The sequence below is a fragment of the Paraburkholderia caribensis genome, from assembly GCF_002902945.1.
GTDB classification, from domain to species: Bacteria; Pseudomonadota; Gammaproteobacteria; order Burkholderiales; family Burkholderiaceae; genus Paraburkholderia; species Paraburkholderia caribensis.
In genome coordinates, this window is sequence record NZ_CP026102.1 from 2,421,337 (window position 1) to 2,439,225 (window position 17,889).

Annotated in this window: 18 protein-coding genes; 10 read left to right on the top strand and 8 right to left on the bottom strand. The window is 62.3% G+C overall.

The features are described from left to right. Nucleotides 1–5: 5 nt before the first annotated feature. Together eutB and ehuR are read right to left on the bottom strand one after the other, a co-directional pair. On the bottom strand, nucleotides 6–980 hold the full coding sequence (eutB, locus tag C2L66_RS27475) for a hydroxyectoine utilization dehydratase EutB (RefSeq protein WP_060605175.1): 975 nt from the start codon (nucleotides 978–980) through the stop codon (nucleotides 6–8). Nucleotides 981–1,137: 157 nt separating this feature from the next. Beyond that, nucleotides 1,138–2,568, bottom strand: a complete 1,431-nt coding sequence (gene ehuR, locus C2L66_RS27480; protein ID WP_176054615.1) for a MocR-like ectoine utilization transcription factor EhuR — start codon at nucleotides 2,566–2,568, stop codon at nucleotides 1,138–1,140. A 224-nt stretch (nucleotides 2,569–2,792) separates the two neighbouring features. Here ehuR and ehuB point away from each other — a divergent pair, with 224 nt between their 5' ends. The 4 genes from ehuB to ehuA all read left to right on the top strand — a co-directional run bounded on the left by ehuB (nucleotide 2,793) and on the right by ehuA (nucleotide 6,052). Continuing rightward, entirely contained in the window at nucleotides 2,793–3,647 is an 855-nt protein-coding gene (gene ehuB, locus C2L66_RS27485) for an ectoine/hydroxyectoine ABC transporter substrate-binding protein EhuB (protein WP_098021626.1), read from the top strand. 181 nt (nucleotides 3,648–3,828) lie between these two features. Next, the gene (ehuC, locus tag C2L66_RS27490) at nucleotides 3,829–4,512 is read left to right on the top strand and encodes an ectoine/hydroxyectoine ABC transporter permease subunit EhuC (protein WP_060607099.1); all 684 of its coding nucleotides are present in this window, start codon (nucleotides 3,829–3,831) and stop codon (nucleotides 4,510–4,512) included. Continuing rightward, the gene (gene ehuD, locus C2L66_RS27495) at nucleotides 4,509–5,168 is read left to right on the top strand and encodes an ectoine/hydroxyectoine ABC transporter permease subunit EhuD (RefSeq protein WP_060605172.1); all 660 of its coding nucleotides are present in this window, start codon (nucleotides 4,509–4,511) and stop codon (nucleotides 5,166–5,168) included. The genes ehuC and ehuD overlap by 4 nt, the downstream gene beginning before the upstream one ends. Then, nucleotides 5,165–6,052 (top strand): ectoine/hydroxyectoine ABC transporter ATP-binding protein EhuA, encoded by an 888-nt coding sequence (gene ehuA, locus C2L66_RS27500; RefSeq protein WP_405083877.1) that lies wholly within the window; start codon nucleotides 5,165–5,167, stop codon nucleotides 6,050–6,052. Before ehuD ends, ehuA begins: the two co-directional genes overlap by 4 nt. A 40-nt stretch (nucleotides 6,053–6,092) precedes the next feature. Here ehuA and C2L66_RS27505 read toward each other — a convergent pair whose 3' ends face one another. The 5 genes from C2L66_RS27505 to C2L66_RS27525 all read right to left on the bottom strand — a co-directional run bounded on the left by C2L66_RS27505 (nucleotide 6,093) and on the right by C2L66_RS27525 (nucleotide 11,700). Then, nucleotides 6,093–7,496 (bottom strand): MFS transporter, encoded by a 1,404-nt coding sequence (locus tag C2L66_RS27505; protein ID WP_054933564.1) that lies wholly within the window; start codon nucleotides 7,494–7,496, stop codon nucleotides 6,093–6,095. Between the two features lie 876 nt (nucleotides 7,497–8,372). Then, nucleotides 8,373–9,137, bottom strand: a complete 765-nt coding sequence (locus C2L66_RS27510) for a phosphocholine cytidylyltransferase family protein (RefSeq protein WP_054933563.1) — start codon at nucleotides 9,135–9,137, stop codon at nucleotides 8,373–8,375. Nucleotides 9,138–9,158: 21 nt separating this feature from the next. Then, entirely contained in the window at nucleotides 9,159–10,163 is a 1,005-nt protein-coding gene (locus tag C2L66_RS27515) for a flippase-like domain-containing protein (RefSeq protein ID WP_054933562.1), read from the bottom strand. Then, on the bottom strand, nucleotides 10,160–10,972 hold the full coding sequence (locus C2L66_RS27520) for a HalD/BesD family halogenase (protein ID WP_374727064.1): 813 nt from the start codon (nucleotides 10,970–10,972) through the stop codon (nucleotides 10,160–10,162). Before C2L66_RS27520 ends, C2L66_RS27515 begins: the two co-directional genes overlap by 4 nt. A gap of 41 nt (nucleotides 10,973–11,013) precedes the next feature. Further along, nucleotides 11,014–11,700, bottom strand: coding sequence for a CDP-alcohol phosphatidyltransferase family protein (locus C2L66_RS27525; protein WP_035997659.1), 687 nt, complete (start codon nucleotides 11,698–11,700; stop codon nucleotides 11,014–11,016). A gap of 257 nt (nucleotides 11,701–11,957) precedes the next feature. Between C2L66_RS27525 and C2L66_RS27530 the strand changes: the two genes are divergently transcribed. Then, nucleotides 11,958–12,395, top strand: coding sequence for a hypothetical protein (locus tag C2L66_RS27530; RefSeq protein WP_036001637.1), 438 nt, complete (start codon nucleotides 11,958–11,960; stop codon nucleotides 12,393–12,395). A gap of 678 nt (nucleotides 12,396–13,073) precedes the next feature. Further along, nucleotides 13,074–13,508 (top strand): HIT family protein, encoded by a 435-nt coding sequence (locus C2L66_RS27535; RefSeq protein WP_060605169.1) that lies wholly within the window; start codon nucleotides 13,074–13,076, stop codon nucleotides 13,506–13,508. 26 nt (nucleotides 13,509–13,534) lie between these two features. On the opposite strand, the gene C2L66_RS27540 is transcribed toward C2L66_RS27535, so the two are convergent. Next, on the bottom strand, nucleotides 13,535–14,038 hold the full coding sequence (locus C2L66_RS27540; protein WP_035997690.1) for a hypothetical protein: 504 nt from the start codon (nucleotides 14,036–14,038) through the stop codon (nucleotides 13,535–13,537). 686 nt (nucleotides 14,039–14,724) lie between these two features. Between C2L66_RS27540 and C2L66_RS27545 the strand changes: the two genes are divergently transcribed. From C2L66_RS27545 to C2L66_RS27560, 4 genes are all read left to right on the top strand, one after another. Next, on the top strand, nucleotides 14,725–15,879 hold the full coding sequence (locus C2L66_RS27545) for a porin (RefSeq protein WP_035997692.1): 1,155 nt from the start codon (nucleotides 14,725–14,727) through the stop codon (nucleotides 15,877–15,879). Between the two features lie 274 nt (nucleotides 15,880–16,153). After that, a complete protein-coding gene (locus tag C2L66_RS27550) occupies nucleotides 16,154–16,576 on the top strand; it encodes a hypothetical protein (RefSeq protein ID WP_060605166.1) in 423 nt (140 codons plus the stop codon). A gap of 225 nt (nucleotides 16,577–16,801) precedes the next feature. After that, nucleotides 16,802–17,140 (top strand): hypothetical protein, encoded by a 339-nt coding sequence (locus C2L66_RS27555; protein ID WP_054933572.1) that lies wholly within the window; start codon nucleotides 16,802–16,804, stop codon nucleotides 17,138–17,140. Between the two features lie 129 nt (nucleotides 17,141–17,269). Continuing rightward, complete coding sequence (locus C2L66_RS27560; RefSeq protein ID WP_060605163.1) at nucleotides 17,270–17,779, top strand: metal-dependent hydrolase; 510 nt, start codon at nucleotides 17,270–17,272, stop codon at nucleotides 17,777–17,779. Nucleotides 17,780–17,889: the final 110 nt, after the last annotated feature.

Here is a 17,889-nt window from a genome sequence, read left to right on the forward strand (position 1 = left end):
CCGTATCAGGCTGCACCGACAATGCGGCGATGCTGGTTCATGTCGATGTTGGCGCCCGTCACGATCAGCACGATCGGGCCGCGTGCAAGCGGCGCATTGCCGGGACGCCTCGCGAGCAGCGCGGCGATGCCGACGGCGGCAGCGCCTTCGAGCACCAGATGTTCGACTTCATAGGCGTGCACGATGCCGCGCGCAATCGACGCCTCGTCGAGCAATACGATCTCGTCGATCAGTTCGCGTGTCAGTGAAAACGTGTGCTGGTTGTCGAGCCCGATGCCGCCGCCCAGCGAATCCGCGAGCGTCTCCAGTTCATCGACGGGCACGGGCTTGCCTGCTGCGAGGCTCGCGTGCATCGCGGCGCCGCGCGCCATCGTCACGCCCGTCATGCGCACGCTGGGCGCGATCTGCTTCGCGGCGAACGCCACCCCTGAAAAGAGTCCGCCGCCCGACAGCGGTACCACGATGTGCCCGACGTCAGGCAAGTCTTCCGCGATCTCTACGCCGATGGTCGCCTGCCCGGCGATCACGTCGAGATGATCGAACGGCGGCACGTACGCGTAACCTTCTTCGCGCACGAGGCGTTGCGCTTCATGTTGTGCATCGTCCTGACTCCTGCCGACGATGCGCGCCTGCGCGCCCAGCGCGCGCACGGCCTCGACCTTGTTCGACGGCACCAGCGACGACATGCACACGGCCGCCTCGATTCCCAGCGCGCGCGCTGCGTGCGCGACGGCCCGCCCATGATTGCCTGTCGACGCGGTGACCACGCGCGTGCAACCGGTTTCGGCAAGGCGTACGAGTGCGTTCGTCGCGCCGCGCAGCTTGAAGCTGCCTGTCGGCTGCACGGTTTCGAGTTTCAGATAGACGGGTGCGTTCGCAACGGCCGACAAGGCAGGCGATTCGACCAGCGGCGTGCGCAGCACGCGCCCTTCGATACGTCGGCGTGCAGCGTAGACATCGGCAAGCGAAAGTACGGACATTGACGGCCCTTGCACCTGTTCACGACCGCTGTAGTACGCATCGCAGGGATTCGATGCGGGCCACAGCGGACTCAGTGCGGCCAGTCTAATGTTCTAAATATTGTTTTCTATTGTCCTGGTACATTTTCGTTTTGCCCGTTCGCATGCAATGACGCATTCAGCCAAAGTCATGCACCTGCGGGTATTGCTCGAACACGTCACGCATCGTTTCGAGCGCTTCCTGATAGAGCTCGTCGCTCACTTCCGCGCCCACGCACAAGCGCACGGCGTTGGGCCGGTCCGCGCCGCGCACGAGAAACGGATCGGGCGACGTCACGGCAATACTCCGGTTGCGCAGCTCGCGCACGAGCCGGTCCGCCTGCCAGTGATCGGGCACGCGCAGCCATACCGACAAGCCTTGCGGATGCGAGCCGAGCACATATGGGCCCAGTACTTTTTGCGCGATCGCCTGGCGGATCGCCAACCGCCCGCGCTGCATCTCGACAAGCCGCGCGGCCGTGCCGTCGTTGATCCAGCGGGTCGCTACTTCCGCCATCGGCGAGGTCGCCATCCAGCTGCTCACGCGCAACACGCTCTCGGCGCGCAGCGCGAGCCGGCGCGGCGTGGTCAGATAGCCGATGCGCAAGCCAGCTAGCACGGACTTCGACATGCTCGTGCAGTAGAACGACAGGTCCGGAATATGACTCGAAATGGGCGCGGGACGCGACACGGGCAACGGTCCATACACGTCGTCCTCGATCACGAACACGCCGTAGCGCTCCGCGATCCGCGCAATCGACCGGCGTCGCGACTCGGGCATCATCGCGACGGTGGGATTGTTCAGCGTGGGTGTGCAGACGAGCGCCGTGATGCGCTCGCTGTCGCACATCTCTTCGAAATGCTCGGGGTGAATGCCGTACTCGTCGATCTCCAGCCCTTTCAACGTAAACCCAAGTACATTCGCGGAGCCGATTACGCCATGGTCGGTCAGGCTTTCGCATAGCACCGTATCGCCGGGACCGACCAGCGACGCGAGCGCGAGAAAGATGCCGTGCGCCGCGCCATTGGTGACGAGCATCGTGTCCATCGAAGCGGGCATGCCCATTGTCTGCAGCCACGCAATACCCGCCTGCCGATGATGCTCGAAGCCCGCAATCGGCCTGAATGCGCGAATCCACGGCTGGTCTTCGATCTTCGACAGCGTCGCGCACACCTTGCGCCACATCGCGTCGTGCTCGGGCGTATGGATGATGCGTGCGATCGAAAAGTCGATGACGGAACGCTCCGCCGTATCGAGCATATAGTTCGACATCGTTTCCGTGACGCGCTCGGCGACGAAGCTGCCCCGCCCGACCTCGCAACGGATCAGCCCTTGCCGCTCCAGTTCCTTGTACGCATTCGTCACGGTCTGCACGCTGATCGACAGCTCTGACGCGACGTCGCGCTGCGGCGGCAGACGCGCGCCCGCGCGCAGCGACTCGCTTTCGATATCGATCGCAATCGCCTTCACCAGCCGCTTGTATTTCGACTCGACGCCATGCACCGCGCCAACCGCTTCCCGCCATTGCTCGATCACCTGCCGACTCCCGTTCCATGCAAAGCCGCGCATGCAGCGCGCTCCACACCATGCATAGTGCGACAAAAGCGGTACTGAAAATTATTGTCCTAGAGCAATCGGAACAAAAAAATGGCTTTGTATGCTGCGTTCATGGGTCGCATCGCAGCACATGTCGAACGCGCCGGAATCCTTGCCACATCGGGTTTTCCCGCGCTTCGGGCATGCACCGCACTGCGTCATTTGTCACTCTCTTTTCGCCCTCATACGGAATCGCCATGAAATCGAAGCGCACGTCAGTCATGCTCGGCGCCCTCTGCCTCGCGGCAGCGAGCCTCGCCATGCACACCCAGTTCGCGTCGGCTGAAACGACGTTGCAGCGCATCCAGCGCACCGGCGAGGTGCGCATCGGCTATGCGAACGAGGCGCCGTTCGCCTACACGCAGCCCGACGGCAAGGTGACGGGCGAGTCGCCGGAAATCTCGCGCAAGATCTTCGGGAAGCTCGGCGTGAAGAAAGTCGATGCCGTGCTGACGGAGTGGGGCTCGCTGATTCCAGGCCTGCGCGCCGGCCGCTTCGACGTCATCGCTGCGGGCATGTACATCACGCCCGAGCGTTGCAAGCAGGTTGCGTTCGCCGATCCGCAGTATCAGATCCAGGACACGCTGCTGGTGATGAAAGGCAACCCGAAGAATCTGCACAGCTATGGCGACGTCGCGAAGCAGCCGGACCTCAAGCTCGCGGTCATGGCGGGCGCCGTCGAAGTCGCCAATTCGCGCGACGCGGGCGTCAAGGACGCGCAACTGCTGCAGGTGCCCGACACGACAGCGCAACTGCAGGCAGTGCGCACGCGCCGCGCCGACGCCGCAGCCGGCACCGCGCTGACGATGAAGGGACTTGCATCGAAAGATGCGGGCCAGGTCGAAACCGTCTCGTTCTTCAAGGACGATCCGAACCACACGGGCTATGGCGCGCTGGCGTTCCGGCCGGAAGACACCGACCTGCGCGATGCCGTGAACAAGCAACTGCATCAATGGCTCGGCACCCCCGATCATCTCGCGACGGTCGGACCCTTCGGCTTCGACAAAACGAATCTGACCACGAAGACAGCCGCGCAAATCTGCGGCCAGTGATCCGACGCAATGGGGACGCAGGGTCAATGCGTCTCCATTGCGAGGCAAGCGATGTCATGCGCCGCGATGCAATACGCCGGCGGCGCAATCGGGATCGCGCACGCCTGGGAGGCACCGAGATTGCTTCCAGCATTCAATCCCGCGCACATCCATGCGCCATCATGCAAGCGAGGCAACCGCCATGCGTGAACTGTTTCCCCTGCTGCTGCAAGGCACGCTCGTCACTATCCAGATCGCCGCGCTCGGCACGCTGCTCGCGATCGCCATGGCCTTCGTCGCTACGGCTGCGAAGCTTGCGCCATGGGCGCCCGTGCGCTGGCTCGGCAACGTCTATGTCGAAGTTTTTCGCGGCACGTCGCTGCTCGTGCAGTTGTTCTGGTTCTTCTTCGTGCTGCCGCTGCCGCCGTTCAGAATCGAGCTGACGCCTTTCACGGTGGCCATCGTCGGGCTTGGTCTGCACTACGGCGCATACGGCTCCGAGATTCTGCGCGGCGCGCTGCGCTCGGTGCCGGGCGGCCAGTTCGAAGCGGCCGTCGCGCTGAACATGTCGGCCTTCGCGCGCATGCGCCGCATTATCCTGCCGCAGGCGATGATCAACGCATTGCCGCCCGCGACCAACCTGATGATCGAGTTGTTGAAGGGCACTTCGCTGGTCTCGCTGATCACGCTGTCGGATCTCACGTTCCGCGCGCGCCAGCTCGACGAAGCAACGTTCAAGACCGCCGAAATCTTCTGCCTCACGCTCGTCATCTACTTCGTGCTCGCGCAACTGCTTGTCGCGTTGATGCATCATTTCGAGCGGCGCGTGAGCCACGGCATCATCGCTCACACTTCGCGTCAGATCACGCAAAAGGCGGCGTCATGAATCACTTCTTCGATCTGCAGTACGCGGCGCATATCCTGCCCGACCTGGCACGCGCATCCGTCTACACGATCCTGATCACGCTGGTCGGCTTTGCGATTGCGCTCGTGCTCGGCCTCGTGCTTGCGATCCTGCGGCGCAGCCCGATCAGGCTCGTGTCGCGCACGGTCGGATTCGTCGTCGAGTTCATCCGCAGCACGCCGCTGCTGATCCAGGTCTACGTGCTGTTCTATGTGCTGCCGGCTTACGGCATCACGATGTCCGCGCTCACGGCTGGCACGATCGGCATCGCGCTGCATTACGCGTGCTACACGTCCGAGGTGTACCGTGCGGGTTTGAATGGCGTCGCGCGCGGCCAGTGGGAAGCAGCTTCCGCGTTATCGCTGTCGCCATGGCGCACGTATGGCGGCGTAATTCTGCCGCAGGCAGTGCGGCCCATCATTCCCGCGCTCGGCAATTACCTCGTCGCGATGTTCAAGGACACGCCCGTGCTATCGGCCATCACTGTGGTCGAACTGATGCAGCAGGCGAAGAACGTCGGCTCGGAAACGTTCCGTTATCTGGAGCCGATCACGCTCGCGGGACTGTTCTTCCTCGTCATCAGTGTGACGTTCGCGCAACTCGTGCGGCAGCTGGAAATTCGCCTGAGGCTGCCATGAAGACGCACGCAGACACCGACACCACTTTGCAGTCCGAGTCCCCCGTGATGGAGAAAGAGATGAAGCGAGACCCCGTTGCCGCGCTGAGCGAAACACCGAACGCGAACGGCGACCAGCCGATGGTCCGGTTCGCCGGCGTAACGAAGCGCTACGGCGCGCTCACCGTGCTCGACGAACTCGATCTGGAAATCGCGCCGAACGAGAAGGTGGCGATTATCGGACCCAGCGGCTCGGGCAAGTCGACGCTATTGCGCGTGCTGATGACGCTCGATCCGCTGACGAGCGGCATGATCGAAGTGGACGGCGAGCCGCTCACCCACATGCGCAAGAACGGCGCGCTCGTGCCCGCCTCGCTTGCGCATCTGCGTCGCGTGCGCAGCAAGATCGGCATGGTGTTCCAGAGCTTCAACCTGTTCCCGCACATGACGGCGCTCGCCAATACGATCGAAGCGCCGATGCAGGTACTCGGCCTGTCGCGCAAGGAAGCAACGGAACGCGCGCGGGAGTTGCTTTCGCTAGTCGGTCTCGCCGACAAGTGCAATCACTATCCTTCGCAGTTGTCGGGTGGCCAGCAGCAGCGCGTGGCAATCGCACGCGCCCTGGCAATGCGCCCGAAGGTGATGCTGTTCGACGAAGTGACGTCCGCGCTCGATCCCGAGCTATGCGGCGAAGTGCTGAACGTGATCCGGCGGCTCGGCGAAGAACACAATCTGACGATGCTGATGGTCACGCACCAGATGGGTTTTGCGCGCGAATTCGCGGACCGAGTGTGCTTCTTCTCGCAAGGCAAGATCATCGAGCAGGGGCCGCCGCAGCAGTTCTTCACCTCGCCGCAGCACGAACGCACGCAGCAGTTCCTGCGCGCGGTTCGCGAAGCCGTCTAAAGCGTCTGGCGTCGAGGCGTGACGTTCCTGAATGCGCACGTCACGCTTCCCCTCTTCCGCCGCGCGCGAGTTCTTCGCCGCTGTTGTGGGGCAGCTTCGCCGTCACGGGAATCGACGCGAGCGAGAACAGGCCGACCACCAGAAACGCGGGCCAGAAGTCGGTCCATACGATGGTCGAATGCCCTTGCACGTTGTGCGATATCTGCAGCACGATGCCCGCGATCGTCACGCCGAGACCGAGCGAAATCTGTTGCACGACGCTGGCGACACTCGTTGCGCGGCCCACGTCCCGGCTCGGAATATCCGCGTACGCGAGCGAGTTCAGCGACGTGAATTGCAACGACGGAAACACGCCGCCGAATAACACGACGAACCAGATCACGGCGTGCGGCGTTCCGGGACCGAACAGTCCATAGCTGGCGATCGCGCAGCCGGCCAGCACGGCGTTGAACATCAGTACGCGCCGGAAGCCGAAGCGCGCGAGCACCGACGACGCGATCGTCTTCATGAAGATCGAGCCGAACGCCGAAGCGCAGGTGATCGTGCCCGCCGCGAACGGCGTCATGCCGAGACCTTCCTGCAACGCGAGCGGCAACAGGAACGGCACGGCGCCCAGGCCGATCCGGAACAGCGAGCCGCCTGCGACGCTTGCGTGAAAACTCGGGATACGCAGCAATCTGAGATCGAGCACCGGCCGTTCGACACGGCTCGCGTAACGCCAGTAGACGAGCAGCAGCACGGCGCCGAGCACGCACATTGCCGTCGATATGCGGTCCGACACCAGTTCGCCGCCGACCAGCGACAAGCCGAGCATGAACAGCGACGCGCCGCTCGCCGACAGGACGAAGCCGGTCCAGTCGAGCGGTCCGGGATGCGCTTCGCGCATGTTGGCGATGTGTTTGTTCGTGAGCCAGATGCCGAACAGACCGATGGGAATATTGACGATGAAGATCAGACGCCAATGCAGATACGTCGTGATGAAGCCGCCGAGCGGCGGCCCGACGACGGGCCCGAGCAGCGCGGGCACGGTCAGATAGTTGACGGCGCGGATGAAGTCCGACTTCGGCACGGAGCGGAAGATGATGATGCGGCCAACGGGCACCATCATCGCGCCGCCGATGCCCTGCACGAAACGCGCGGCGACGAAGAGCGGCAGGGTCGTCGATGCGGCGGCCATCAGCGAGCCGGCCATGAAGATACCGATTGCAGTGCGGAATACGGAGCGTGGGCCGTAGCGGTCGGCTACCCAGCCGCAGACGGGGATGAACACGCCGAGGCCGATCACGTAGGCCGTGATTGCGAGTTTCAGGGTGATTGGATCGTGGCCGAGGTCGCGTGCCAGTACAGGCAGGGATGTGACGAGGACCGTCGAGTCGACGTTTTCCATGAACATCGCGCAGGCGACGATTAGGGGCACGATGAAGGTGCCTATTGCCAGAGGCATGGGTTTGGGTTTGGGTTTGGGTTTTGTCTGCGACGCTGTTGAGGTTGGAGCTTGACGTTTGTTCGCTGCGCGAGTCGGGGTTGGGCGGTGTCCTTCTGATTTGCTGATTTGCTGATTTGCTGTGCGCTGTCTACCGTTTGTGCTGGCATCCGCGAATTGTTAGCCTGCTTCAAGCGTCGCCCCTGTGCGGGGCGGCACCTACTTTTCTTTGCCGCCGCAAAGAAAAGTAGGCAAAAGAAAGCGGCTCACACCGCCAACTCTTGGTCCTGCCTGAGGGCCCCCAAAGGTTCTTACGCTTCACACGACAACCACGTGACCCACGTCCGTTGCTAACGCTCGTGCGGTGCGCCTCACCCGCTTCACGTTCCCGCGTCACGGCAAGCCTTGCCGGGCAGTCCACCGCCGCCCAGGTGGCAAACTGTGTGTCGGCCCTCGGTACTCCACATGCTTCACTCCAGACCGATAGCGCACGCGCCCCACCCTGTAAGAACGCCACCCTATACGACGCGACAACCTACACACAGTTTGCCACCTGGGCGGCACATACGATTCGCTGCCGCTTGCCCGAGTACGGGTATTTGAAGCGGGTGAGGCATCTGTTCGAAGCGTTGGCAACGAGGATCAACCGGGGCACTGGCGTGTGAAGCGTGGGGACGTTGGGGCCCGTGGGAAAACGTCAAGGATTGGCGGTGTGAGCCGCTTTCTTTTGCCTACTTTTCTTTGCGGCGGCAAAGAAAAGTAGGTGCCGCCCCGCACAGGGGCGACGCATGAAGCACGCTAACGTAAAGCGGATGCCAGCGAAAACGTAAATCAGCGGATGCCAGCAAAAACAAAAGCAAACCACCCAGCGTCGCAGACATCAAAAAAACCAAACCCTTACCGCGCAGCACCCACCATCGGCTGCAGCATAGGAAGAATCTCCGCCGCCGCCCGCTTAACATCATTCGGAAAATCAATCTCGATCCAGGGCGCGCCCGTGACATCGGCAGTGTCAAAAACATGACTCCGCTCGAGCAACAAATCCCGCACCGCCTCTTCATGAGGCATATTCGCGCGCCCGCTGTCGACATACCCCGCCACGATCTCGGCAAATCGCTTTGCCGTCTCCTCGCGCAGACGGAAGAACCCAACCGACTCACCAATCGTGTCGTACTCAAGCCCAACAGCCAGCTGCTTGCGCAACTCAACCGGCACGCCATCCTTCAAACACAGCTTGACAGGCTCGTCGCCCGCCTCGAAATCGCGATCGATCAACAGGCGGTTCGCATGCTCGCCCGCAACCAGAGCGCTCAGGATGCGCTCGTCATACAGCACATCGGCATCCATCAGCAACACGTCGCCGCCGCCCGTCACGGCATCCGCAACGGTATGCACCGTCAACACACTGCCAAGATCAAAACGCGGATTCAGCTTGATCTCCACCTTGTGCGGCCACTCGATCCGCTCCAGTTCGGCTTCGACCAGCTCCGGCTGAAAACCAAGCGCCAGCACGACGTCCGTGACGCCCGCTGCGTCGAGCATCTGCAAATGACGCTCAAGCAAGGTCACGCCGTCGAAACGCAGCAGGCATTTGGGAAACTGTTCTCCAACAGGTTGCTGGAGACGCAGGCCAAGACCTGCAGCAAGAATGATGGCGCGCATTCGCGGTCCTTTCTAAAAAAATCAATCGACAGCAGGCAGACGCGAATCGCGTCGCCGCTGCCAGCTACGTTCGCTGAAATGCAAATACAGCAGGCCCGGCAGACCCAGCAGCAACTCGCGCGCGCGCTTCACCAGCGACAACGCCAGCGCCGCCTCGGGCGGCAGACCAACCAGCGGCGCGAGCAGCAGATAGCCGCCCTCCTGAATGCCAAGCGAGCCGGGAATCGCGAAAGCCGCGCCGCGTATCGCCTGGCCCAGACTTTCGAGCAGCAGCGCATCCACCCAACCAACAGGATGACCGAGGAAGCGCAGCGCCAGCCACACTTCCACCGTACCGATGATCCAGCCCGCAAGGCTCAGTGCGAAGCTCGCCGCAACCTTGCCACGCTGGTCGTACAGTTCACGCACGGCCACGTCGACGGCATCGGCGCGCGTGGTCAGCGCCGACCAGTCGCGCTTGCCGAACACCTTCGACACGACGCGCAGCGCCTTGCCGAACAGCCCGCGCCGCTGCGCCATATAGAAGCCGACGATCATCGCCGCCAGCACGCCCGTCGCGATCAGCGCCGCCGTCTGCAAGTCGTGCATCGCGCCATGCGCCGCCGACGCGCCGAACAGCAACAAGCCGAGCATCGCGAACACGATCTGCGCCAGCGCCTGCAACGTGGTGCTGACGGTGATCGCCGCCGCGGCGTCGCGCATGCGCAGCCCGCGTTGCGACAGCTGCCGCACCATCATCACCGGCCCGCCGATCTGACCAGCCGGCAACAGACTATTCACCGATTCGCCGATCCAGCGCGCGAACACCGCGTCGAGTTCGGTGACTTCCTTGCGGCGCCGGTCGAACATCACGGAGATCGCGCCCGCGTCGAGCACGAGCGGCAGCAAGTGGAACGCCGCGACGACGGCGAGGCCCCAGCCAGCCGCCATCAGCGTCGAAACGACCGAACCGAAGCCCTGCCATGCGAGCAACGCGACGAACAGCCCGCCGCCGATCGTCAGCAGGATCACGGCGGCACGCGTCACGCGCCTTCTCCTTTGGCGTTACGGCGCGCGAACTGGCTGAACACCTGACGGAAACCGAAGTACGCGATCGCGTCCTTCAGATTCGAAATCACGCGGCGCCACGGGCGCATGTTCGGATCGGTGACGTATTCGAACGTCAGCGAGACGCGTATTTCGTTGTCGAGCGCAGGCGTGATGCGGTGACGCAGCTTGTCACCGTCGAAGAACACGAGACCGCCCGGCGGAATCTGCACCGAGCCCGGCACGTCGGCTTTGTTGGGGTTGCGCGTGTGCAGTTCGTAGTCGAGACGGCACGACGATTCGTCGATCACGCCAAGCAGCAGCGTATAGCGACGGCCGTCGTAGTACGACGTGTCGTAGTGCCAGCCGATATGGTCACCTGGCTTCGTGTAGTAGTAGAGCGCGTACGCGTGGGGATCGTCAGCCGGTGAGAGCAGCAGCTTGTCGCCCGTCAGGTGTTCGAGGAAGCCGATCAGCTCCTTCGAGCGATACAGTTGCGCGATGAAGGGCGCGAGGCGATCGATCGTATGGCGGCTGACGCTGCCGCCCTGCTTGTGGCCCGGCAGATAGTTGCGGTTCACTTCGGGCAGCAGCCCGCGCGCGGCAGCGACCAGCTGCGCCGTGACTTCGGGCGCGAGGAAATCTTCCAGGTACAGAAACGCGCTCTGATCGTCGAAGTCCTTGCGCAGTTGCGCATTGTCGAACGTGCGGACGCGGCTCGCGACGGCGCGATCCGCATCGGGCACGCCGCTCGAAGCAGCGGCCCCAGAAACGGCAGAAGCCGGCGCAAGGCCGGCAGCGGGTTCCATCGGGTTGGTTGTAATCACGTTTTCTTCTACGGGCACACTCATCAACTCACCAACGCTTGACTGTCTTTTTGCGCCGGGCGAGTGCGGCGCAGGACGCGCCGGTAATCGATCACCACGTACGCAGCAAATAACGGCGCGCCGATCGACGCAGCCACGAGAAACGGTGCAACGCCGCCCGTCAGCGTGACGAGGGGTAGCAGATAAAGGACATCCTCGGTTTCGAAGCCGCCGACGGACGCCTGCTTCGTGCCCATCTTGCCCGCCATTTCCTCGATACGCATGCGCAGGAAAAAAATCAGCGCAACCGCGATGCCCGCAATCGTACCAAGCAGGAACGGCGGCACGGCCAGCCCGATCAGATTGCCGACCTGCGCCGACGTCATGCCGTAGCCCATGCCGCCGAACAGCAGCACCGTCACGAGTGCGTCACATGCCAGGTCGTAAAAATGACCGATGCGGCTCGTCTTGCCGCTGACGCGCGCCAGTTCGCCGTCCGTATGATCGACGAAGTTGGACAACACGATCAGAAACGCGCCGACGTTGGTCCACGCGAATCCGCCGCGCGCCAACGCCAGGCCGCCCGCGAGACCGATCAACAGGCGCACGGTCGTCAGGTGATTGGGCGTAACGGGTGTATCCACGAGCGGCATGATGAGCCGCCGGGCAAGCCGGGCGTCCCACATTCGGGGCGGCGGAACGTTCCGGGGAGGGTGAGATTGCGAAGTCATAACCCGGAAATATATACGGGATCGCGTTTTCTTGCCTTACTCGCGCACAATTCTGTTGCTTTTCAAAGACCTACTCGTGCTTGACCTGACAGCACGTTTTTCCGAACGCAGGTACAGTGCACGCCGGTCGCGCCAATCTTACCGGCTCGTTCGAACGGTTTTCGTGGTGTTTGCGGCCATTTGTCGTCGATCGTCGCGGTACTCCGTGCTTTTTTGCTTCCTGTCCGTCCGCGCCCGCGCGGACTCTCTTCAAACACATGAAACAGTTTTTTGTACGCTCCGCCCTGATTGCCATGCTGCTTGCGGCGCTGCCGCTCGCCGCGCGGGCCGCTTCGCTCGATGCCGCGCTCGCCTGCGACCAATCGGCGCACAAGTTCATCGCCGACCTCGCTGCTCAGCAACTGATCGATCCAAAGCCGATGCGCGTCGAAAGCAATTCGATCAATGCGTTCCGCCCGGTGCGCGGCGCGAGTCTGGATGCGTATGGTTTCAGTGTGTTCGCTGTGGTCGGCTATGAACAGGACGATCCGATCTTCCGCGTCGGCAGCGGCGAACCGCTCGCAAAGTCGGCTTACGGCGCAGTTGTCTGGGGCAGCGACGAAAAGGTTCAGACGGCCGTCACGGCTGCCGGCAGCACGGCCATCGTTCACCATGTGGCGCCACACGTGACGGCGATTTTCTGCAAGCGCAGTTGACTTGAGCGCCTTCGTTGAGGTCGGCGCGCCCGCCTTGGTTGCACCTTGGTTATCAACACTTTTCGTGGGTAAGCCTGTGAGTATCCTGCGCACGAACGCCCCAAGTCATTGATGTGGCTCGGAATGTGCGTCGTGCATGCGAGGGCGCATTGATTCCTCGATCGACGGCGTCCGGAACGCGCGCGCCTGTGATCTTGTCCACAGTTTTTGTTCACAAGCCTGTGAGTAACCTGAGCAAGACGGGCGCAAGTCATTGACGCCGCTCAGATTGCACTCGATGCACCCATGTCGCATCGCTTGCACGAGCTCCTCCGACGCGCGAACGCGGCTCGAGGTTGTCCACAGTTTTTGTTCACAAGCCTGTGAGTATCCTGCGCACGAGATCAGCAAGTGCTTGATGCGACAGGACTTAAACGCGTTGCATGCAGCAGGCAGGCGCGCAGGCCCGACGCACAGCATTCCGCTTATCCACAGATTTTGTTCACAAGGATGTGGACAAGCTGAGCACGCCACACGCAAGTGCTTGCCACGAAAGGAAGTTCGCCCCGCGTTGCCGATCGATGCATCGACACCCGCGCGCACCCGGCACATCGCCTGAAAGCGCCTCGGCTAAAATCCCCGGACCATTCATGCACGGCCTTCGACAGAGGCCAATGCGCCTGACCACCGGAGCCACTCATGCCCTACGATCAGCAGAACCCGTTTGCCCGCATCCTGCGTGACGAATTGCCGTCTATCCGCGTCTATGAGGACGAGCACACCGTTGCGATGATGGACATCATGCCGCAGGCCGAAGGCCACGTGCTGGTTCTGCCGAAAGAGCCCGCCGCCGAGCTGTTCGAACTGTCGGAAGACGCAGCGGCCGCCGCGATCCGCACCGCCCGCAAGGTCGCGATTGCCGTAAAAGCGGCGCTCAACCCGCCGGGAATGATGATCGCGCAACTGAACGGCGCAGCGTCCGGCCAGACCGTGCCGCACGTGCACTTCCACGTGATTCCGCGTCACGACGGCATTCCGTTGAAGATTCACGCCGCCGAGCGCGCCGATCTCGACGGATTGCGCGTGCTGGCCGGACGTATCAAGGCAGAGCTGGACAAGCCTGCGTCCGCCTGAGCCGCTAACAGTAGTTATGGGCGGCGTCAGCCCGGCCGACGAAACTCGTTCTCCACCCACGACGCCGCGCTCGCCCTGCTGAGCTTGAAGTTCGGCGCGACCTTCACTTGCGCGAGCTGCTCGCCGAAGGAATCGAACGCGGTGAGCAATGCATAGGGATCGTCCTCGTCGGGGACGATATCGAGCGTGACTTCGATGGTGGCGTCGCCGGACTCCACCGCCATCCGCTTGTGCAACTGCGCGTGCAGTTGCTGTTCATGGCGGCGCAGTACTTCCGAAGCCGTCTTCACGAGCGTGTTGAATGCGCCCGTGTCCAGCGGCTTCGGATTCTTCTTGTCGCGGCCCATCGTCCACGGGCCCACCAGCGCAGGCTCGGCCTCGCCGTCCTTGATCATCTCGACAGCCCAGCCGTCGTCGTCTTCGTTCTTCTTGACCCGCGCGGTCCAGCCGTTGTCGCGCCACAGACGGTCTTCATGCAGGGCTTCGGATGCGTTGCCAGCGTCGGGTTCGGTGAGAAGCGTATCGGTCATTGCAGAGAGGGTTCGGGTTCGTCGGGCGCCGCAGCGAGCCTGCAGCGCGAAAACCACTATTTTACCCAGGCGCGCCGCCGCAAAATCGGGCGGAGGCACGCCTATAACCAATGGACAAGAAAAGACGCCTTATCGTGCGAATATGAAAAAGTTCAATTTAATTCGACATCGATTTACGAAACAATCCATTGACTATTATTCAACGGAACGATTCTGATTTGATAAAAGGCAAAAAAAAGCGGCCCGAAGGCCGCATAAAAACAGATGAAAAAGACAACCCTTGGTCAAGGGGTAAGCCGGATTGTATAAGCTGCAACCCGTCCCGGCGAGCCCGTTGAGTGGAAGAGTACCTTTCCAAAAATCGCACTAATCGAGGCTTGCAAAACCCGATGAAAACGGATTTCAACGGGTTAACCCGTCTGACTTCCAGCTGTCACCGTCGCGCTGGTGCAACAATGCGACAATTGACAACAGCCCGCCAGGCACCCGCCGAATTCAAAAAATCCTTTAAAACCAAAATACTTAGCGACGTTAATCCGTCTATTCCGTTTTTCGGAAAGTATTGTTGCGCCAGATGAAAGTAAGCCAGCAAGTATCAGTAATACACTTCGCTCCGGATCGACGGCACGCATTACAGCGCGTGTTCCGTATTACGGTCTCCACGCAAAGTCTCGGAGTAATAAAGCATGAAAAAAACCCTTATCGCCGCGGGCATTCTCGGCGCCTTCGCAGCAACCGCCCACGCGCAAAGCAGCGTTACCCTGTACGGCACGCTGGACGCAGGCCTCATCTACACGAACAACCAGGCTGGCCACAGCAACTGGCAACAAGGCAGCGGCTCGGTTTCGGACACGTACTTCGGCCTGCGCGGCAGCGAAGACCTCGGTAATGGTCTGCACGCCATCTTCACGTTGGAAAGCGGCTTCAACCTGAACAACGGCAGCCTCAAGGAAAACAACACGCTGTTCAACCGTCAGGCGTACGTCGGTCTGCAAAGCAACCAGTACGGCACGGTGACCCTCGGCCGCCAGTATGACTCCATGGTCGACTACCTCGCGCCGCTGTCGGCAGCGGGCTCGGGCTTCGGTAACAACCTGGCAGGCCACCCGTTCGACAACGACAACCTCGACAACTCGTTCTCGGTCAAGAACTCGGTCAAGTACGCGAGCCCGAACTTCGCAGGCCTGCAGTTCGGCGGTCTGTATGGCTTCTCGAACGAAGCTAACGGCTTCGCGGACAACCGGGCATGGAGCGCGGGCGCTTCGTACAAGAACGGTCCGCTGAACGTCGCAGCCGCTTACCTGCAACTGAACAACTCGGGCAGCAACAACACGAACGGCGCGATCTCGGCGGGCGCGGGCGGCGCAGCGCAGCTGGCTGCACAAACGCAACGCACGTACGGCGTCGGCGCGAACTACACGTACGGCCCGGCAACCGTCGGCCTCGTGTACACGCACTCGCAGCTGGACAACCTGCAGAGCGCGAATGTCGGCGGCACGTTCATCAACGGCATCTCGGGCACGAACCTGCACCTGGACAACTATGAAGTCAACGGCCGTTACGCGCTGACGCCGGCGTTGAGCCTGGCAGCTGCCTACACGTTCACGGACGGCAAGGTTTCGGGCTCGAACGGCGACGGCTCGCCGAAGTGGCACACCGTTTCGCTGCAGGGCGACTACTCGCTGAGCAAGCGCACCGACGTGTACCTGGAAGGCGTGTACCAGCACGCTTCGGGCGAACTCGGCAACTTCGGCGCAAACGTCGCAGCGATCAACACGCTGACGCCGTCGTCGACGCAAAACCAGACGGCTGTCGCTGTCGGCCTGCGTCACCGCTTCTAAGCTGTCTGTCGACGACGCCACAGGCGGCCGGATCGGATGACGATCCGCGCTGGCCGCCCTGGTGGTCCGTCAAAAAACGCGCGCGTGCAGTCTGACGCGCGCGTTTTTTTATGCCCTATGCGCAAGCACGATCCCGCACGCATGCGCCCGACACATTCGTTGACACTTTTCTTTCGGTTTACTAATGATTTGATTCTGACTGTCGTTAAATGCTTAAACGCGCCAGCCATTTCTGACAGAACGAGCGCGACTCAAGTACGAAATCGGAGAGCATATGACGACGACAATCAGACACGCGAGCGTGCTCGCGCTGTTGCTGGCGGCCAGTTCGGCCGCGCATGCGGGACTCGATTGCAGCGGCTCGCGCGGCGGCTGGCGAGTGCAGTCCTCGGATAGCTGGACAGGCGGCGACAAACTCACGCACTTCGCCGTCTCGGCGCCATTCGGGGCACTGGGCGCCTACCTCGCGCGCGACACGCAACACCCCGTCGTCTACGGAACGCTGATCGGCACCGTGCCGGGCCTCGCCAAAGAAGTGTTCGACGGCACCTGCCGCACCGACGGCTTCTCCTACAAGGACCTTGCGGCCGACGCGCTCGGCGCGCTGGCGGGCGCGGCGCTGGCGCACTGGGCGATCATGTACCAGCGCACGGCGCGCGGCACGACGCTCGGGCTCGCGTACAGGAATCGCTTCTAGACAATGCGCGGCGCGATCCGCTTCGAATTAATTTCTAACACGATGCGGCATGCGCATTCCGCTTGCGTCGGTATACTCCGGCCAAAGCCGTTTTTGCAGTCGTTGACATTTCATTCGACGTCGATTCGCCGGATGAGCGCAGCGGCGCGAGCGGCTTCGTCGCGAAGCCTTGCGCTTCGCTTGCGCCCACGCACCCCGCAGCACGGAGACGCCGACGACACAATCATGAAACGACTCATCCTACTTGCCCCCATCGCCCTTCTCGCCGCGTGTGGCTCGTCGCACGGCCCCGACGCCGGCGCGTCTGGCCAACCGATGGTCTATGCATCGTCGGCGCGGCCCGCGTCGGACATCGCGCGCTGCCTCGACAGCCGTCTGTCGCGCGTGCACGTCTCGAAGAACAACGGCGTGACCGATCTGACCGTCGGCTCATCGTCGAACGGTTCGTACTTCATCACGCTGACGCCTTCGAACGGCGGCTCCGTCATCAAGGTCATACGCGGTTCGGGCGACGATCCGCCCGAAGAGGAAATGCGCTTTGCGATTGCGCGTTGCACGACCTGATGTGTAAGTCTTCGTAACGGCACGACCTGTTGTCATGGCCCGCGCATGTCGCGGGCTATTTTTTTGCATGGGCTTCTGCAAGAATGGCCGCCCGCGTTTCACCGCGACCTTCATCGTCGCGCGACTTCAATGGCATCGAGCAAGGCACATCACGCGACAGGCTGGGCGGCCGGCGTCATCGCGGCGGCACTGGCCACACATCATGGATGGCAAGGTCCTTTTCATGTATGGGCGTGGCTTGCGTTCGTGGCGGGCGTCGCGGGCGCGACTGCGCCGGACTGGCTGGAAGTGGCATGGTGGTCGCGCCGCAAGCGTCTGTGGATCACGCATCGCACGGCAACGCATTGGGGACTCGGCTGGCTCGCGGCGCTGTTCTTCTCATGGCAGGCGATGACACATCATCCCGTGGCAGCTGTCGCGTTTGGCTTTGCATGCGGCGGCGTGATGCATCTGCTGGCCGACTGGCCGAATCCGCTTGGCGTGCCGTGGATTCTCGGGCGTCACTCACTGAAACTCTGGAACAGCGGGCATTGCGATCTGATCGTCGTCGCCGCGTCCTGGGTAGGCGCGTGGTTTGTCGTCTCGCATATCTGGATGCCGGGCGCAGCGCCATTGACGTTCTTAAGACAACTGCTCTAGCCATCCGATCCGCAACGGCCCACTCATCAGAAGCAGGTCCGTTAGCTCATCGCCAGCGTGTCGGCAGGCGTGCAGCAGGTCCGTATAATGGCGGCCCGCGACGGCAACGC

Bases quoted from the DNA above. Each gene is read 5' to 3' on its own strand.
- C2L66_RS27560 (WP_060605163.1), top strand. From the start codon at position 17,270: ATGGCATCGAGCAAGGCACATCACGCGACAGGCTGGGCGGCCGGCGTC.
- ehuB (WP_098021626.1), top strand. From the start codon at position 2,793: ATGAAATCGAAGCGCACGTCAGTCATGCTCGGCGCCCTCTGCCTCGCG.
- C2L66_RS27505 (WP_054933564.1), bottom strand. From the start codon at position 7,496: ATGCCTCTGGCAATAGGCACCTTCATCGTGCCCCTAATCGTCGCCTGC.
- ehuR (WP_176054615.1), bottom strand. From the start codon at position 2,568: ATGCGCGGCTTTGCATGGAACGGGAGTCGGCAGGTGATCGAGCAATGG.
- eutB (WP_060605175.1), bottom strand. From the start codon at position 980: ATGTCCGTACTTTCGCTTGCCGATGTCTACGCTGCACGCCGACGTATC.
- ehuC (WP_060607099.1), top strand. From the start codon at position 3,829: ATGCGTGAACTGTTTCCCCTGCTGCTGCAAGGCACGCTCGTCACTATC.
- C2L66_RS27545 (WP_035997692.1), top strand. From the start codon at position 14,725: ATGAAAAAAACCCTTATCGCCGCGGGCATTCTCGGCGCCTTCGCAGCA.
- C2L66_RS27535 (WP_060605169.1), top strand. From the start codon at position 13,074: ATGCCCTACGATCAGCAGAACCCGTTTGCCCGCATCCTGCGTGACGAA.
- C2L66_RS27520 (WP_374727064.1), bottom strand. From the start codon at position 10,972: ATGGAACCCGCTGCCGGCCTTGCGCCGGCTTCTGCCGTTTCTGGGGCC.
- C2L66_RS27550 (WP_060605166.1), top strand. From the start codon at position 16,154: ATGACGACGACAATCAGACACGCGAGCGTGCTCGCGCTGTTGCTGGCG.
- C2L66_RS27525 (WP_035997659.1), bottom strand. From the start codon at position 11,700: ATGACTTCGCAATCTCACCCTCCCCGGAACGTTCCGCCGCCCCGAATG.
- C2L66_RS27540 (WP_035997690.1), bottom strand. From the start codon at position 14,038: ATGACCGATACGCTTCTCACCGAACCCGACGCTGGCAACGCATCCGAA.
- ehuD (WP_060605172.1), top strand. From the start codon at position 4,509: ATGAATCACTTCTTCGATCTGCAGTACGCGGCGCATATCCTGCCCGAC.
- ehuA (WP_405083877.1), top strand. From the start codon at position 5,165: ATGAAGACGCACGCAGACACCGACACCACTTTGCAGTCCGAGTCCCCC.
- C2L66_RS27555 (WP_054933572.1), top strand. From the start codon at position 16,802: ATGAAACGACTCATCCTACTTGCCCCCATCGCCCTTCTCGCCGCGTGT.
- C2L66_RS27530 (WP_036001637.1), top strand. From the start codon at position 11,958: ATGAAACAGTTTTTTGTACGCTCCGCCCTGATTGCCATGCTGCTTGCG.
- C2L66_RS27510 (WP_054933563.1), bottom strand. From the start codon at position 9,137: ATGCGCGCCATCATTCTTGCTGCAGGTCTTGGCCTGCGTCTCCAGCAA.